This is a genomic window from Klebsiella sp. PK18, from assembly GCF_057784655.1.
The window spans coordinates 3,727,305-3,743,558 of sequence record NZ_CM173493.1 but is presented as its reverse complement, the minus strand read 5'-3'; the positions used below and the strand labels follow the sequence as shown (position 1 = coordinate 3,743,558).

The 16,254-nt window shown below is 55.8% G+C and carries 16 protein-coding genes; 10 read left to right on the top strand and 6 right to left on the bottom strand.

Going from position 1 to position 16,254, the window contains the following annotated elements; genetic code table 11:
* Positions 1 to 2: 2 nt before the first annotated feature.
* The 3 genes from AC3EMD_RS18295 to moeA all read right to left on the bottom strand — a co-directional run bounded on the left by AC3EMD_RS18295 (position 3) and on the right by moeA (position 3,047).
* Positions 3 to 902: a glycyl-radical enzyme activating protein gene (locus AC3EMD_RS18295; RefSeq protein WP_302073633.1), complete on the bottom strand. Its 900-nt coding sequence runs from the start codon at positions 900 to 902 to the stop codon at positions 3 to 5.
* A 154-nt stretch (positions 903 to 1,056) separates the two neighbouring features.
* The gene (gene moeB / locus AC3EMD_RS18290) at positions 1,057 to 1,812 is read right to left on the bottom strand and encodes a molybdopterin-synthase adenylyltransferase MoeB (RefSeq protein ID WP_012968648.1); all 756 of its coding nucleotides are present in this window, start codon (positions 1,810 to 1,812) and stop codon (positions 1,057 to 1,059) included.
* Positions 1,812 to 3,047, bottom strand: coding sequence for a molybdopterin molybdotransferase MoeA (gene moeA / locus AC3EMD_RS18285; protein WP_012542361.1), 1,236 nt, complete (start codon positions 3,045 to 3,047; stop codon positions 1,812 to 1,814). Before moeA ends, moeB begins: the two co-directional genes overlap by 1 nt.
* A gap of 235 nt (positions 3,048 to 3,282) precedes the next feature.
* Here moeA and iaaA point away from each other — a divergent pair, with 235 nt between their 5' ends.
* The 5 genes from iaaA (at position 3,283) to gsiD (ending at position 9,581) form a co-directional block, all read left to right on the top strand.
* Positions 3,283 to 4,224, top strand: coding sequence for a beta-aspartyl-peptidase (gene iaaA / locus AC3EMD_RS18280; RefSeq protein WP_116696193.1), 942 nt, complete (start codon positions 3,283 to 3,285; stop codon positions 4,222 to 4,224).
* A 17-nt stretch (positions 4,225 to 4,241) separates the two neighbouring features.
* Positions 4,242 to 6,101 carry a glutathione ABC transporter ATP-binding protein GsiA gene (gene gsiA / locus AC3EMD_RS18275; RefSeq protein WP_008805797.1) on the top strand — a complete coding sequence of 620 codons (1,860 nt, stop codon included), beginning with the start codon at positions 4,242 to 4,244 and terminating at the stop codon, positions 6,099 to 6,101.
* Positions 6,102 to 6,133: 32 nt separating this feature from the next.
* Complete coding sequence (gene gsiB, locus AC3EMD_RS18270; protein ID WP_012968646.1) at positions 6,134 to 7,675, top strand: glutathione ABC transporter substrate-binding protein GsiB; 1,542 nt, start codon at positions 6,134 to 6,136, stop codon at positions 7,673 to 7,675.
* 72 nt (positions 7,676 to 7,747) lie between these two features.
* The gene (gene gsiC / locus AC3EMD_RS18265) at positions 7,748 to 8,668 is read left to right on the top strand and encodes a glutathione ABC transporter permease GsiC (protein WP_008805798.1); all 921 of its coding nucleotides are present in this window, start codon (positions 7,748 to 7,750) and stop codon (positions 8,666 to 8,668) included.
* 1 nt (position 8,669) lies between these two features.
* Positions 8,670 to 9,581: a glutathione ABC transporter permease GsiD gene (gsiD, locus tag AC3EMD_RS18260; RefSeq protein ID WP_004147729.1), complete on the top strand. Its 912-nt coding sequence runs from the start codon at positions 8,670 to 8,672 to the stop codon at positions 9,579 to 9,581.
* An 861-nt stretch (positions 9,582 to 10,442) separates the two neighbouring features.
* Here the strand turns inward: gsiD and rimO are convergent.
* Entirely contained in the window at positions 10,443 to 11,750 is a 1,308-nt protein-coding gene (gene rimO / locus AC3EMD_RS18255; protein WP_032753919.1) for a 30S ribosomal protein S12 methylthiotransferase RimO, read from the bottom strand.
* Positions 11,751 to 11,793: 43 nt separating this feature from the next.
* On the opposite strand from rimO, the gene AC3EMD_RS18250 reads away from it, so the two are divergent.
* Complete coding sequence (locus AC3EMD_RS18250) at positions 11,794 to 12,075, top strand: recombinase family protein (RefSeq protein WP_233432804.1); 282 nt, start codon at positions 11,794 to 11,796, stop codon at positions 12,073 to 12,075.
* A gap of 11 nt (positions 12,076 to 12,086) precedes the next feature.
* Here AC3EMD_RS18250 and AC3EMD_RS18245 read toward each other — a convergent pair.
* Positions 12,087 to 13,198 (bottom strand): IS3 family transposase gene (locus tag AC3EMD_RS18245; RefSeq protein WP_110210922.1). Its coding sequence is split into 2 segments (ribosomal slippage): positions 12,087 to 12,937 and positions 12,937 to 13,198, totalling 1,113 coding nucleotides; the frame shifts between segments, so codons are not numbered across the junction.
* 52 nt (positions 13,199 to 13,250) lie between these two features.
* On the opposite strand from AC3EMD_RS18245, the gene AC3EMD_RS18240 reads away from it, so the two are divergent.
* Entirely contained in the window at positions 13,251 to 13,538 is a 288-nt protein-coding gene (locus AC3EMD_RS18240) for a hypothetical protein (protein WP_181402792.1), read from the top strand.
* A 273-nt stretch (positions 13,539 to 13,811) separates the two neighbouring features.
* Positions 13,812 to 14,552: a hypothetical protein gene (locus tag AC3EMD_RS18235; protein WP_110210923.1), complete on the top strand. Its 741-nt coding sequence runs from the start codon at positions 13,812 to 13,814 to the stop codon at positions 14,550 to 14,552.
* Between the two features lie 65 nt (positions 14,553 to 14,617).
* Here the strand turns inward: AC3EMD_RS18235 and AC3EMD_RS18230 are convergent, their stop codons facing one another.
* A complete protein-coding gene (locus AC3EMD_RS18230) occupies positions 14,618 to 14,866 on the bottom strand; it encodes a hypothetical protein (protein WP_110210924.1) in 249 nt (82 codons plus the stop codon).
* A gap of 45 nt (positions 14,867 to 14,911) precedes the next feature.
* Between AC3EMD_RS18230 and AC3EMD_RS18225 the strand changes: the two genes are divergently transcribed.
* Together AC3EMD_RS18225 and AC3EMD_RS18220 are read left to right on the top strand one after the other, a co-directional pair.
* Positions 14,912 to 15,625, top strand: a complete 714-nt coding sequence (locus tag AC3EMD_RS18225; protein ID WP_110210925.1) for a class I SAM-dependent methyltransferase — start codon at positions 14,912 to 14,914, stop codon at positions 15,623 to 15,625.
* Complete coding sequence (locus AC3EMD_RS18220) at positions 15,615 to 15,938, top strand: DUF2188 domain-containing protein (RefSeq protein WP_436799137.1); 324 nt, start codon at positions 15,615 to 15,617, stop codon at positions 15,936 to 15,938. The genes AC3EMD_RS18225 and AC3EMD_RS18220 overlap by 11 nt, the downstream gene beginning before the upstream one ends.
* Positions 15,939 to 16,254: the final 316 nt, after the last annotated feature.

Below are 16,254 nucleotides of genomic sequence, written 5' to 3'. Positions count from 1 at the left end.
GGTTATCCTCGTAAGATCGCCGCTAGCCCCTTGCTCCGCGCATAATCCTGCGCGAAGGCGAGCAGCTCAGGAGCATCCAGCGGTTTGTCCGGTGCGGTGTAGGGCTGACTGAGTAACTGGTATTTGTTCATTCCCAGCGTGTGGTACGGCAGGAAATGGATCTCGCTGACCTGCAGGCGGTCGGCGGCAAAATCGGTGATCGCGGCAATGTCGGCTTCACTGGCGTTGAATCCCTGGATCAGCGGCACGCGAATAATCATTTTTTTCCCTGCCTGCGCCAGTCGCTGCAGGTTATCCAGCACCCGGCGGGCGCTGCCGTCGGTCCACTGCTGGAAAACGGCCTCGTCGACGTGTTTCAGGTCGGCGAGAAACAGGTCGACAAAGGGTAAAGCCGGTTCAATGTATTTCCACGGCACGTGCAGGCAGGTTTCCACGGCGGTGTGAATACCTGCCTGATGGCTGGCTTCGAAAAGCGCCTGCGCCAGCGTCGGGTTCATAAAGGGTTCGCCGCCGGAAAGGGTGATGCCGCCGCCGCTGCGATCGTAGAACGGTTTATCACGCAGCACCGTCGCCATGATCGCTTCGACGTTTTTCTCCTCGCCGCAGACCGTTAGCGCGGTGGTGGGGCAGCAGTCACGCAGCGCAGTAATATGCTTGTCGTTAACGTTTTGCCGATCAATGATCAAACCATCGAGGGTACGGGTGATAACCTCCGGCGCCGCCTGCTGGCACAGATCGCAGCCGGCCAGGCACAGCCGCGAGTCATACAGCAGATCTTCGCTGCGGGCGCGGCTTTCCGGGTTCTGGCACCAGCGGCAGCCCAGCGAGCAGCCTTTCAGGAAGACGACGGTACGGATCCCTGGGCCGTCATGGGTGGAGTAGCGCTGGATGTTGAAGATCATGGCTTATCCTCTTGTTTGCGTATGAATATAAAAACACCTTCGAATGAAGGTTATATTGACGCAAATCAACAAGCGGGATGGGGCTAAGCTCCTGGGGATAAAAAAACGAGAGAGGTCACAAAACCACCGACGACCCTCGTCGCCGGTGTGGGGGTTAGTGCGAGCCGCATACCTCGCACTGCGGATGACGCATCAGCTTCATTTCACGAAACTGGCAGGTCATGGCGTCGTACATCACGATTTTTCCGCTGGCAGGGGTGCCGTAGCCGGTCAGCAGTTTAATGGCCTCCATCGCCTGCAGCGAACCGATGGTGCCCACCAGCGGGGCCATTACCCCGGCTTCGACGCAGGTGAGGGCATTTTCGCCGAACAGACGGCTCAGGCAGCGGTAGCAGGGTTCGCCATCCTGATACGTGAAGACGCTGATTTGCCCCTCCATGCGGATCGCCGCCCCGGAGACCAGCGGGGTGGTGTGCTGGAAACAGCCGGCGTTGAGCTGGTTACGAATGGCGACGTTGTCGGTGCAGTCCAGCACCAGATCGTGATCGGCAATCTGCCCCGCCAGCGCGGTCTCATCCAGCAAGGCATTGAGCGGGACCAGCCGGACGTGCGGGTTAATGCGCGCCAGCGCCTCGCGGGCAGAATCCACCTTCGGTTGGCCGATGGTCGCGTCGCTGTGCAGCGTCTGGCGCTGGAGGTTGGACAGCGAGACGGTGTCGAAATCGAGCAGGGTGAGCTGACCCACGCCGGCCGCCGCCAGATATTGAGCGGCGGCGCAGCCGAGCCCGCCGAGGCCGACCACCAGTACGCGAGCGGCTTTTAGCCGCTCCTGACCGTCGAAATCAAAACCGCGCAAGATGATCTGCCGGTTATAGCGCAGCATCTCCTCGTCGCTCAGCTCAACGGCCATTACAGCCCCCCAAACAGATGATTAAAGGGCTCGACTTCGACCCATTCGCCCGCTTCGACGTGGCCGCGTTCGCGCTCCAGTACGATAAAGCAGTTACCGAGGCTGAATGAGCTGAAAATGTGCGAGCCCTGATGGCCGGTGGTGGTCACCACCAGCTCGCCGTCGGGGTTGCGCTGCAGAATACCGCGCTGGAAGTCGAGACGGCCCGGCGACTTCTTCAGTCGCGTGGCGGCGCGTACCCGCAGGCGGGTTGCCTGAAGCGGGCCGTGCTTGCCCGAGAGTTTCGCCAGCAGCGGCTGCACCAACTGACAGAAGGTGACGGTGGCGGAAACCGGGTTACCCGGCAGGCCGCAGAACCAGCTGCTACTGAGTTTGCCGAAGGCGAAGGGTTTCCCCGGCTTGATCGCCAGTTTCCAGAAGCCGATCTCCCCCAGCTCTTCAAGAATGGTTTTGGTGTAGTCGGCTTCGCCCACCGAGACGCCACCGGAGCTGATGACCACGTCGGCCTGCTGGTCGGCGGCGATAAACGCGTCACGCAGCTTCGCCGGGTCGTCAGGAATAATGCCGAGGTTAATGACCTCGTAGCCCAGCTGCTGCAGCATCAGGTGCACCGCCAGGCGGTTGGTATCGTAAATCTGGCCGTCGCCGAGCGGTTGACCCGGCAGCTGCAGCTCATCGCCGGTTGAGAAGACCGCGACGCGGACCTTGCGCACCACCTCGACCTCGGCAATGCCCAGCGAGGCCAGCACCGGCAGCTCGGCCACCGTCAGGGGCGTCCCCGCCGGGAAGACCACCGCGCCGTGGGCGATATCTTCTCCGCGACGGCGAATGTGCTGCCCGGCTTTCACCGGCGCGGTAAAGTGCACGCCGGCGTCGGTCTGTTCGGTCTCTTCCTGCATGACCACCGCGTCGCAGCCCGCAGGCACCGGCGCGCCGGTCATGATGCGGATACAGGTGCCGGTGGGCCAGGTCTCGTGAAACGGTTGGCCGGCAAAGGCCTTACCGGCGACCGGCAGCGCCGCGCCGTCGCGAAGGTCGCTTAGCCGGACGGCATAGCCATCCATCGCGGCGTTATCAAAGCCGGGCACATCCAGCGGGGAGACGATGTCATGGGCAGTCACACGCGAGAAGGCCTGCAACAGCGGTACAGTTTCCGTCGCGTTCAGCGGCGTAATACGATCGAGCATCTGGGCGAGGGCTGTGTCGAGCGGCATCAGTCCGGCGGTAAAATCCATGGGTCACTCCTGCGGGCAAAACAGCGAAAACGCCTATTATGGCAGAAAAGCGGCGCGGGCTGTATGCCACCTGGGTACGAGGCTTTACATCGCCCGCCGCTCTTTCTATATTCAAAAATTGTATAAGACATTCAGCAATATAATGATATCAATACCCTTATTCCTGACGTGACCGGCGCCGCGCCGCGGTACGACGGGGCAGGGGCGATCCACTTCATCGTTAAGGACTGGCGAAATGGGCAAGGCGGTTATAGCAATTCACGGCGGCGCAGGGGCGATTTCTCGCGCGCAGATGACGCCGGAGCGGGAGCGAGAGTATGCGGCGGCGCTGTCGACTATCGTCGAAAGCGGGCAGAAGATGTTGGCTGCGGGCGCCAGTGCGCTGGATACCGTAACCGAGGCCGTTCGGCTGCTGGAAGAGTGCCCGCTGTTTAACGCCGGGATGGGCGCGGTATTTACCCACGATCAAACCCATGAGCTGGACGCCTGCGTAATGGATGGCTACAGCCTGCAGGCGGGCGCGGTGGCCGGGGTCAAACATTTGCGTAATCCGGTGCTGGCGGCGCGTCTGGTACTGGAGGAGAGCCCGCACGTGCTGCTGATTGGCGAGGGCGCGGAAAATTTCGCCTTCTCCCGGGGGATGGAACGCGTGGAAAACGATCTCTTCTCCACGCCCGAGCGCCTGCTGCAGCTGCAGGAGGCGAAAGCGGGCGGGGAGATTATCCTCGACCACCACGCCGCCCCGCTCGATGAACGCCAGAAAATGGGCACCGTCGGCGCGGTGGCGCTCGACCTGGCTGGCAATTTGGCGGCGGCAACCTCCACCGGCGGCATGACCAACAAATTGCCCGGACGCGTCGGCGACAGCCCGCTGCCGGGCGCGGGATGCTATGCCAACAATGCCAGCGTGGCGGTCTCCTGCACCGGCACCGGCGAAGTCTTTATGCGCACCCTGGCGGCCTACGATATCGCCGCCTTAATGGAGTATGGTCAGTTGAGTCTCTACACCGCCTGCGAGCGGGTGGTGATGGAGAAACTGCCGGCTCTCGGCGGTAGCGGCGGGCTGATTGCCGTCGATCGCGAAGGTAACGTCGTTTTACCGTTTAACAGTGAAGGCATGTACCGCGCCTGGTGCTATGCCGGCGATACGCCGACCATTGGCATTTATCGCGAATAGAAGAAGGGAGAGGGAGAGTGTCGCAAACTCACGAAACCGATACCTGCGAAGTGCTGGTAGTGCGCAACCTGAACGTGGCCTTTCGCCAACAGGATGCGCCAGAGGTGCAGGCCGTGCGTCAGCTATCCTTCAGCCTGCGTCGCGGCGAGACGCTGGCGATAGTGGGTGAGTCCGGTTCGGGAAAATCGGTGACCGCGCTGGCGCTGATGCGTTTGCTTGACGCCGCCAGCAGCGAAGTGAGCAGCGAGGGGCTGTGGCTGCGGCGGCGTAACCGGCAGGTGATCGCGCTCAATGAGCAAACGGACGCCGAGATGCGCCGGGTGCGCGGCGCGGATCTGGCCATGATTTTTCAGGAGCCGATGACCTCGCTGAATCCGGTTTTTACCATCGGCGAACAAATCGCCGAATCCCTGCGCCTGCACCAGGGGCTGGGGCGCGAAGAGGCGCTGCGCGCGGCGAAAAAGATGCTCGACCAGGTGCGTATTCCCCAGGCGGAAGAGATGCTCTCACGCTATCCGCACCAGCTCTCCGGCGGCATGCGCCAGCGGGTGATGATCGCCATGGCGCTCTCCTGCCGGCCGGCGGTGTTGATAGCCGATGAGCCGACCACGGCCCTGGATGTCACCATCCAGGCGCAAATTTTGCAACTCATTGCCGTCCTGCAAAAGGAGATGGCGATGGGGGTGATCTTTATTACCCACGATATGGGCGTCGTGGCCGATATCGCCGATCGGGTGCTGGTGATGTATCGCGGTGAGGCGGTAGAGACCGGCAGCGTTGAGGAGATCTTTCGTTCGCCGCAGCACCCTTATACTCAGTCGCTGCTGGCGGCGGTTCCGCGGCTGGGGGAGATGCGGGGTCAGGATCTGCCGCGCCGTTTTTCGCTTCCCGGTCAGCCGCAGGCGGAGACCGAAACGCCAGACACGGTGGCGGCGGGGGAGCCTATCCTGCAGGTGCGCGACCTGGTGGCCCGTTTTCCGGTGCGCGGTGGGCTGCTCAATCGCGTGACGCGCGAAGTGCATGCGGTGGAGAAGATCAGTTTTGATCTCTGGCCGGGAGAGACCCTGTCGCTGGTGGGAGAGTCCGGCTGCGGCAAGTCGACCACCGGCCGGGCGCTGCTGAGACTGGTCGAAACCCAGGGTGGCACCATTACCTTCGACGGCCAACGGATTGATACGCTCTCCGGCAGCAAGCTGCAATCCCTGCGCCGTAATATTCAGTTTATTTTTCAGGATCCTTACGCTTCGCTTGACCCGCGTCAGACGGTCGGTGACTCGATCATGGAGCCGCTGCGGGTGCATGGCCTGCTGCATGGTGAAGCCGCGCGTGAGCGGGTTTCCTGGCTACTGAAGCGCGTGGGGCTTCAGCCGGAGCATGCCTGGCGTTACCCCCATGCCTTTTCCGGCGGCCAGCGGCAGCGGATCTGCATTGCCCGCGCGCTGGCGCTGAATCCGAAGGTGGTGATAGCCGATGAGTCGGTGTCGGCCCTGGATGTCTCCATTCGGGCGCAGATTATCAATCTGATGCTCGACCTGCAGCGCGAGATGGGTATCGCGTTTCTGTTTATTTCCCATGATATGGCGGTGGTGGAGCGCATCAGCCACCGCGTGGCGGTGATGTATCGCGGTCGCATTGTCGAAATAGGCCCGCGCCGTGCGGTGTTTGAAAACCCGCAGCACCCCTATACCCGTAAGCTAATGGCCGCCGTACCGGTGGCCGACCCGGCCTACCGTCATCCGCAGCGAGTCCTGCTGTCTGATGACGTCCCGGGCAATATCTATAAGCGGGGCGAGGAGATGGCCAGCGTGCCATTGCAGCAGGTTGGGCCGGACCACTTTGTCGCCCGCGAATCCGCCGATGTGCTGGGCAGAGCATAACAACACATAACGCACCTTTTCAGGAGAATACGATGACACAACCTGTTTCACGCAAATGGTGGCTGGCGCTGAGTATCGCGGCGGCCCTGGCGAGCGCCCCTGCCTTTGCCGCCAAAGATGTGGTCGTGGCGGTCGGGTCTAACTTTACGACGCTCGATCCCTATGATGCCAACGATACCCTGTCGCAGGCGGTGGCGAAGTCCTTTTATCAAGGCCTGTTCGGCCTTGATAAAGAGATGAAGCTACAAAATGTTCTTGCCGAGAGCTATACCGTGTCACCGGACGGCCTGGTGTACACCATCAAGCTGCACAGCGGGGTGAAATTCCAGGATGGCACCGACTTTAACGCCGAGGCGGTCAAGGCTAACCTCGACCGCGCGCGTAACCCGGATAACCATCTCAAGCGCTATAACCTGTATAAAAATATCGCCAGCACCGAGGCGGTCGATCCGACCACGGTCAAAATTACCCTGAAGCAGCCCTTCTCGGCGTTTATTAACATTCTCGCCCATCCGGCGACAGCGATGATTTCGCCGGCGGCGCTGAAAAAATATGGCAAGGATATTGGCTTCCATCCGGTGGGTACCGGGCCGTATAAGCTCGACACCTGGAACCAGACAGATTTCGTGAAGGTCAGCAAGTTCGATGGTTACTGGCAGCCAGGCCTGCCGAAGCTGGACTCCATCACCTGGCGTCCGGTGGTGGATAACAACACCCGGGCGGCGATGCTGCAGACCGGCGAAGCGCAGTTTGCTTTCCCGATCCCTTACGAACAGGCGCCGCTGCTGGCAAAAAACAGCAAACTGGAGCTGGTGGCCAGCCCGTCGATCATGCAGCGCTACATCAGCATGAACGTGACGCAGAAGCCGTTCGATAATCCGAAGGTGCGTGAAGCCATCAACTATGCGATTAACCGTCAGGCGCTGGTCAAGGTGGCGTTTGCCGGATACGCCACCCCGGCGACCGGGGTGGTGCCGCCGTCGATTGCCTACGCCCAGACTTACACCGCCTGGCCCTACGATCCGGCGAAAGCTCGCCAGTTGCTGAAAGAGGCTGGCTACCCTAACGGTTTCAGCACCACGCTGTGGTCATCACATAATCACAGCACCGCGCAGAAAGTACTGCAGTTCACCCAGCAGCAGCTGGCGCAGGTGGGGATTAAGGCGCAGGTGACGGCGATGGACGCTGGTCAGCGGGCGGCGGAAGTGGAAGGTAAAGGGCAGAAAGAGAGCGGGGTACGGATGTTCTATACCGGCTGGTCCGCCTCCACCGGTGAAGCCGACTGGGCGTTGTCGCCGCTGTTCGCCTCGCAAAACTGGCCGCCGACGCTGTTTAATACCGCGTTTTACAGCAACCCGCAGGTGGATAACGCGCTGAGCGAGGCGCTGAAAACCACCGACCCGCAAGAGAAAACCAAACTCTATAAAGAGGCGCAGGATATTATCTGGAAAGAGTCGCCGTGGGTACCGCTGGTGGTCGAGAAACTGGTCTCCGCCCACAGCAAGAACCTCACCGGTTTCTATATCCAGCCGGATACTGGCTTTAGTTTTGAACAGGCAGATTTAACACCGTGAAGGATGGGATGATGCTCTCCGGCGCCAGCGCGCGGGGGGCGGTTTTTCCGCGGGGCGGGTTGCGGAGGTATGATGCTCAACTATGTGATTAAGCGCCTGCTGGGGCTGATCCCCACCCTGCTTATCGTCGCAGTACTGGTGTTTCTGTTCGTCCATATGCTGCCCGGTGACCCGGCGCGGCTGATTGCCGGACCGGAGGCCGATGCCCAGGTGGTGGCGATGGTGCGCCAGCAGCTGGGGCTTGACCAGCCGCTGCATGTCCAGTTCTGGCACTACATCACCAACGTGCTGCGCGGCGATTTTGGCATTTCCATGGCCTCGCGGCGTCCCGTTTCCAGTGAAATAGCCAGCCGCTTTATGCCCACGCTGTGGCTGACGCTGGCCAGCATGAGCTGGGCGGTACTGTTCGGGATGGCGGCGGGGATCGCGGCCGCGGTGTGGCGCAATCGCTGGCCCGACCGTCTGGGAATGGCGCTGGCGGTGAGCGGCATTTCGTTTCCGGCTTTTGCTCTCGGCATGCTGCTGATGCAGGTGTTTTCGGTTGAGCTGGGCTGGCTGCCGACGGTGGGGGCCGACAGCTGGCGGCACTATATTTTGCCGTCGTTGACCCTTGGCGCGGCGGTAGCGGCGGTCATGGCGCGCTTTACCCGCGCGTCGTTCGTTGATGTGTTGCATGAAGACTATATGCGTACCGCGCGGGCGAAAGGGGTGAGCGAAACGTGGGTGGTGCTCAAGCATGGCCTGCGCAATGCGATGATCCCGGTGGTGACCATGATGGGGCTACAGTTCGGCTTTCTGCTCGGTGGGTCGATCGTCGTGGAAAAGGTGTTTAACTGGCCGGGACTTGGGCGCCTGTTGGTCGATTCGGTAGAGATGCGCGATTACCCGGTAATTCAGGCGGAAGTCCTGCTCTTTTCGCTGGAGTTTATTCTTATCAATTTAGTGGTGGATGTGCTGTACGCGGCCATTAACCCGGCTATCAGGTATAAGTAAGGTGCGATTGCTCAACTGGAGAAGGCAGGCGGCGCTGAACGCCATGCCGGGTATCAGACCCGGCGAGATCCATACCCCATGGCATGAGTTCTGGCGGCGCTTTCGTCGCCAGCCGGTGGCGATGGGCGCTGGTATTTTCGTGCTGTTGCTGATTGCGGTAGCCATCGTTGCGCCATGGATAGCGCCGTACGATGCGGAAAATTATTTCGATTATGACCGGCTTAACGAGGGGCCCTCGCTGGTGCACTGGTTCGGTGTCGACTCGCTGGGGCGCGATATTTTCAGCCGGGTGCTGGTCGGGGCGCAGATCTCGCTGGCTGCCGGGGTACTGGCGGTGCTGATTGGCGCGGCTATCGGCACGGTGCTTGGGCTGCTGGCCGGCTACTATGAGGGCTGGTGGGACCGGCTCATTATGCGACTTTGCGACGTGCTGTTCGCCTTTCCGGGGATCCTGCTGGCGATCGCGGTGGTCGCTGTCATGGGCAGCGGGATGGCCAACGTGATCATCGCCGTGGCGATCTTCTCGATCCCGGCGTTTGCTCGTCTGGTGCGCGGCAATACGCTGGTGTTAAAGCAGCAGACCTTTATTGAATCGGCGCGCAGCATCGGCGCCAGCGACGCCACCATTCTGTTCAACCACATCCTGCCGGGGACGGTGTCATCGATCGTGGTTTATTTCACCATGCGTATTGGGGTATCGATTATTTCGGCGGCCAGTCTGTCGTTTCTTGGCCTCGGCGCGCAGCCGCCCACCCCGGAGTGGGGCGCGATGCTCAACGAGGCGCGGGCGGATATGGTGATGTCCCCGCACGTAGCGCTGTTTCCGGCGGTGGCGATTTTCGTGACCGTGCTGGCGTTTAATCTGCTGGGCGATGGCCTGCGCGATGCGCTGGATCCGAAGTTAAAGGGGTAGGGTGAGGGAAAGCACCGCCGTGCGGTGCTTTATATTATTTGCGGCTTCAGCGCACATTGCGCTCCCGGTTAATCTTCTGCGTTATGTCTCTCATGGCGCAGGGAGCGGTGTGGAGCGAAACGACTGCCGGACGGTTCCCTCGCCCTCCGGGAGAGGGTTAGGGTGAGGGAAAGCTTCGCCGTGCGGTGCTTTATATTATTTGTGGCTTCAGTGCACATTGCGCTCCCGGTTAATCTTCTGGGTTATGTCTCTCATAGCGCAGGGAGCGGTGTGGGGCGAAACGACTGCCGGACGGTTCCCTCGCCCTCCGGGAGAGGGTTAGGGTGAGGGAAAGCTTCGCCGTGCGGTGCTTTATATTATTTGTGGCTTCAGCGCACATTGCGCTCCCGGTTAATCTTCTGCGTTATGTCTCTCATAGCGCAGGGAGCGCACAGGGGGCGGCCAGTCGCCGCCGCCCCCTGTACCCCCGGGCTCCGGCCAGCAACATCGCCACTGCGTGGTGCCTTCGACTTATCCCTGCAGGCTTCGGGTCGGGCCGAGGCAGCGTCCGTGCAAAACACGGCCCTCAGCCCGCATCCATGCGGGCTGCCCCGGCCTTCCGGGAACGTCTCAGCGATGTTGAGGCCGCCAGCACCGGCAGTTTCAGCGGCCCCATGTCCAGCGGCGATTCACATATTGGGACTGGACCCTGCAGGCCGGGTAAGCGTAGCGCCACCCGGCAAAATAACGGCGCAACAGGGCTGCCTGGAAGATAATCAATGCTTGCCCGGCGGCGCTGCGCTTGCGCGGACCTGGGGGGTGAGCCTACGGGAGGACCCCGTAGGCTGGGGAATGCGATAAGCCGCTATCCGGGAAGCTGGACTAGACCCGGGTACCCCACAGGTCGTATTCGTCGGCATGCTCGACTTTCACCCGCACCACGTCGCCCGGCTTAACGCGGGTTTCGCCGTTCAGGTAGACCGCGCCGTCGATTTCCGGGGCGTCGGCCATGCTGCGGCCAATGGCGCCTTCTTCGTCAACTTCATCCACCAGCACCAGGATTTCGCGGCCCACTTTCTCCTGCAGACGCTCGGCAGAGATCTGCTGCTGCAGCTGCATAAAGCGGTTCCAGCGCTCCTCTTTCACCTCTTCCGGCACCTGATCCGCCAGTTCGTTGGCGGTGGCGCCTTCAACCGGGCTGTACTTGAAGCAGCCGACGCGGTCGAGACGCGCCTCTTTCAGGAAGTCGAGCAGCATCTGGAAATCTTCTTCCGTTTCGCCCGGGAAGCCCACGATAAAGGTAGAGCGCAGGGTCAGATCCGGGCAAATTTCACGCCACTGCTTAATGCGCGCCAGCTGGCGGTCTGCAGAGCCAGGACGCTTCATCAGCTTCAGAATACGCGGGCTGGCGTGCTGCAGCGGAATATCGAGGTACGGCAGAATTTTGCCTTCCGCCATCAGCGGGATCACATCGTCGACGTGCGGATACGGGTAAACATAATGCAGGCGCACCCAGATGCCGAGCTTCGCCAGCTCTTCGCACAGGCTGACCATGCTGGTCTTCACCGGCATGCCGTTGTGGAAACCGGTACGGTGCTTGACATCGACGCCGTAGGCGGAGGTGTCCTGAGAAATCACCAGCAGCTCTTTTACGCCGGCGTCAGCGAGGCGTTTGGCTTCCGCCAGCACTTCGCCAATCGGACGGCTCACCAGATCGCCACGCATGGACGGGATGATGCAGAAGGTGCAGCGATGGTTGCAGCCTTCAGAAATTTTTAAGTAGGCGTAGTGACGCGGCGTCAGCTTAACGCCCTGTTCCGGCACCAGGCTGAGGAACGGGTTGTGCTTCGGCTTCGGCGAGTAGTGGTGGACGTGCTCCAGCACCTGCTCATAGCTGTGCGGGCCGGTGATCTCCAGCACCTTCGGGTGAACTTCGCGGATCTGATCCTCTTTCGCGCCGAGGCAGCCGGTGACGATCACCTTGCCGTTCTCTTTTAACGCTTCGCCGATCGCTTCCAGCGATTCCTGCACAGCGCTATCGATAAAGCCGCAGGTGTTAACGATGACCATATCGGCGTTGTCGTAGGTGGGGACGACGTCATAACCTTCGGTGCGCAGTTCGGTCAGGATACGCTCTGAGTCCACGAGATTTTTTGGGCACCCTAATGATATAAATCCAATCTTAGACATTTTTTTGTACAATCAGTTGCTCACAATGCCGGGGATTATATAGATGCCGCAACTTTATAGCTACATCAGGTGGTCAACAGATAGGCAGGATAAAGGGACTACCAGAACCAGACAGGTAGCGGCGGCGAAAGCCTGTGCTGAAGAAGCTGGCCTTGAAATGGTTGAAATTATCGAGCCTGGCGTAAGTGCTTTTCGCGGAAAGAACAGGGCGGGTAAGTTGGGCGACTTCATAGACGCCGTAAAAAACGCTGCTATACCGTCTGACTCATGGCTTTACTGTGAGAATCTTGACCGCCTTTCACGTGATCTGGTGGATGAAGTGTAAGCGCACCCGTTTTAGTTCCACGCACTTTTTGAGATTTCCGGAGTTTCAGCCATCATCCGGTATTCTTCCGGCGTCAGGTTATTCAGGGATTCATGGGGGCGCTCGCTGTTATATTCAGCCAGCCAGCGCTCTGTAATTTCACGTGCTTCGTTCAGTGTTCTGAACAGATAAAAATCCAGTATTTCTGTCCGGTACGTCCGGTTGAATGGTTCGATAAAGGCATTCTGTGTTGGCTTGCCGGGCCTGATAAATTTCAGCATCACACCATGCTCTTCTGCCCATTGTGCCAGCGTCAGCGAGACCAGCTCCGGACCGTTATCCATCCGCATCTTCAGCGGATATCCGCGGTTTGCCACGATCCTGTCCAGCACTCTGACAACCCGCTGCGCCGGGATATTCAGGTCAATTTCGATCGCCAGCGCTTCCCGGTTATAATCATCCACCACGTTGAAGGTCCGGAAGCGTCTGCCGCACACCAGCGCATCGTGCATAAAATCGATCGACCAGCTCTGGTTCATCGCCTCTGGTGTTGCCAGCGGAGCCGGATTGCGCACCGGCAGGCGCTGTTTTCCCTTACGGCGAAAATTCAGTTTCAGCAGGCAGTAAATCCGGTGAACGCGCTTATGGTTCCAGGCGTTGCCCTGCCTGCGAAGGACCTGAAAAAGCTTTTTAAATCCGTATCGTGGATAGCGTTCAGCCGCCACGGTCAGCGCCATAATTACCGGCTCATCCCGTCGCGTATCCGGCTGATAATGAAATACCGTCCTGCTCAGCGACAATGTCCTGCATGCCTGACGTAAGCTCATGGCAAACTGTGCGGTCAGATAGCTGACCAGCTCACGCTTTATCGCTGGTTTTAAAGCTTTTTTTCAATAACGTCTTTCAGGGCGCGGCACTCGAGGCTCAGGTCCGCAAACATCTGTTTCAACCGGCGGTTTTCATCTTCGAGGTCCTTCATCTTTTTGATATCAGAGGCTTCCATACCGCCGAACTTCGCTTTCCAGTTGTAGTACGAGGCCTCAGAAATCCCGGCTTCGCGGCACACATCTTTGACGGTGCGTCCGGCTTCGACGGACTTCAGAACGGCGATGATCTGGTGTTCGGTGAATCGGGCTTTGCGCATGGCGATCTCCTCCAGGAACATAATCAGTATGCAGGAAGATCTCTAAATGTGAATGGTCCGCTTTACCGGGATGCTTACAACCAAGAATAAAACCGAAGTTGAAAAATCTAAAGACGAACTTGAAACAGAAAAAACGAATGAAGCACAGGAAACAAACCGTGAAGAGATCAAAGCTGGTAGAGGCTGGAGATCATTCTTAGGTTATGCATGTACTATCATTATTACATACAACTACATTATAGTACCTCTTTTAGATTACTTTGGTATCGTTGTATTCTCGTTGCCACTATCTGACATTATCAGAATTCTAATTTTGCTACTTAGTGGTAACCAAATATAAAGCCCCATAAGGGCTTTTTTAAATTTTAAATGGGTTGCTTATGTTGTTTTTTAAATGTATAAAAGCAATTGGGTTGTTAATAATGTATGCAAAACAATTTCATTGGTTTATGAAGCAATTAATAAGAAATTATGCTATATAGTGTTAATTATTTTTATAAAACACTTGAAATTAAAAGCTCTTTGTTGATAACATTACATGTATTTTGTTGATCTAATGTTGATAAATCGACCGCACTTGAACATAAGTTAATATATTTTAGGGGCATTGGTTGTGAAATATATAATCTCCACGGCTGTGGTTCTGATTTTTACATTTTTGTTATTGTGCTCCCTGTTTGTTTTTAATCCTGCTCTATTCAAAGATGTTAAAATTACTGATTATATAAGTGCTATATCATCGATGGCATCGCTTTTAATAGCTTTTTATGCCTTCTATTTTGCAAAAGATTATTTAGGTCAGGAAAAAAGAAAGAATGCAGCAAAATTAGCTTTTGATATAATTCAAAAGGATTTGCCACAGATTTCACAATTAGATGAGGTTTTTGATAGCCTCTATGTTTTGGAGCATACTATAAAACGGTTTCATAAAAGTTTGCCCCCCGATGAAGAGCATTATTGTATTGAGGTTTTTATTAAGTATAATGAAAAATTAAGTGCTGTAGTTAAAGATTTACATAATAAAAATAACATATTAAAAACAAACTTGCTGAGTGCATCTATACTTGGTTGCAAAATTAGAGATGATGTTGATACTTTTGATAAAATTCTGAGAAATCACCAATTTTTGATGCTTAGTGTGATTGGTATTCGAGAAGTCCTTATAACTTCATTAGAATATGAAAATAATGAAGAACTTGGTCAGTTTGTTAACCCAGGTAAGGTAGAGTCACAACTTGACAAGCTCAATGACTCTATTACGCAATCCTTATACTATTACAAACAGTTCAATAATGAAGTCTCTAAAATACAAAGTGATACTGTCGATGTGGATAGTTTATTTGTTTTTAAATGATTAGATTAATTATTAGATGTTATAGATAATTATTTTAGGCTACATTAAATTGTAGCCCAAAAAATTTATTCACATTTCCAGATCGTATTCTGTACACCACTACCTTTAGGTAGATGTGGGTTCATATTGGCACTATGAACATATGTTGCCTTTTCCTTTCCATACTGCAGACATGCTTCATTTGCTGTTTTTTGTAAGCTATCTAAACCATACCAACCGTCAGACTGAATACTAACAGTTTTACCATCATTATATTGTACTGCTGCACATCCCGCTAATGTTAACGGGATAAGAATCATTATTAGGGATTTCATTATTATTTCCTAAATACCCGTACAACTACTGTACAAGGGGATCTTATGGCAAGAATTACTAAAAAGGAATCAGCATTACACATTCAGGTTATGGATCTCATCCACTCTGAGAAGCAACTCACACAAGACAATAAAGAGTTTATCTTCAATAACTACAAAGGCGATGGTATAGGGGCTACTGGTGCTTTCTTCACACCTGAAATGCTCGCGTGGGATTTCATACTTGATGCTGGTTATACTGGTCAATGTATTGAACTTTGTGCGGGTATAGGTCGCCTCAGCTACTACCAATACTTGAGAAACAACCCAACACACATTACCTGTGCTGAACTCAATCCAGAGTATGTAATGATCGGGAAGAGGTTGCTACCAGAGGCAGAATGGATCATTGGTGACGCTCTCCAGTACTCACCAGACCGTTTCTACGATGTTGCCTATGGCAATCCACCTTTCGGTAAGATCAGCACATCAGAAGCGTATACAGGTCGTTATACAGGCTCAGAGTTTGAATACAAGGTGATAGAACATGCAAGTACCTTATCCTCATATGGGATATGGATCGTACCGCAAGGTTCCGCAGGGTTTAAGTACTCAGGCCATAGGTACTATGACGCTTCAGTACAGACAGCTAAGTACCAGAAGTTCGTGAAAGAGACGGGGTACACGTTCCAGCCTGGTTGCGGTATCGACACCAGTATCTACAAAGATGAATGGAATGGCACGAATGTGATTTGCGAGGTGGTGACGGTTGATTATTAAAAATGTGATTTTAAGCAAGCGTAACGCAACATATAGTGCCTATATTTGCTTATTGCACCACATGGTGTATTTCACGCAGCAGGTAACTTGTATGGGTAAGAACCAACACGTAGTAACGCATTCTGATGGATGGGCTGTAAAAGGTGAAGGTAATGAACGAGCAACTTCTGTACATTCAACGCAAGCTGAAGCTATAGAAGCTGCTCGTGAGATTGCTCGACATCAACAAAGTGAATTGTTAATTCATGGACGTGATGGGCAGATTCGTTCTCGTGACTCATATGGCAACGATCCATATCCGCCTAAGGGATAAATTTTAGGAAAACAAAAGAGGCCAATGGCCTCTTTTTTTTGTCTTTTCAATAGAAAACGTTGAATGAATATTTATTAGGCTGATTTTATTTATTGATTGTTAGGGCAGCCCAGGGAGACGAAGCCGATTTTCGGCTGGTGCGTGACATTGCTCATAGCTTAAAAAGTGTTCAGTTATTGGAATGGTCAGGGCAGGAATTCTACAGATCTTTGCGAAAAAGAGTATAGCTCCGTCACGGTTAATGGTGAAAAAGCGCTCGGGTGAGGAGCGCGTGGGCTTCAGCACCGGGTCAAAACCGCCATTCCTGATAAAAACG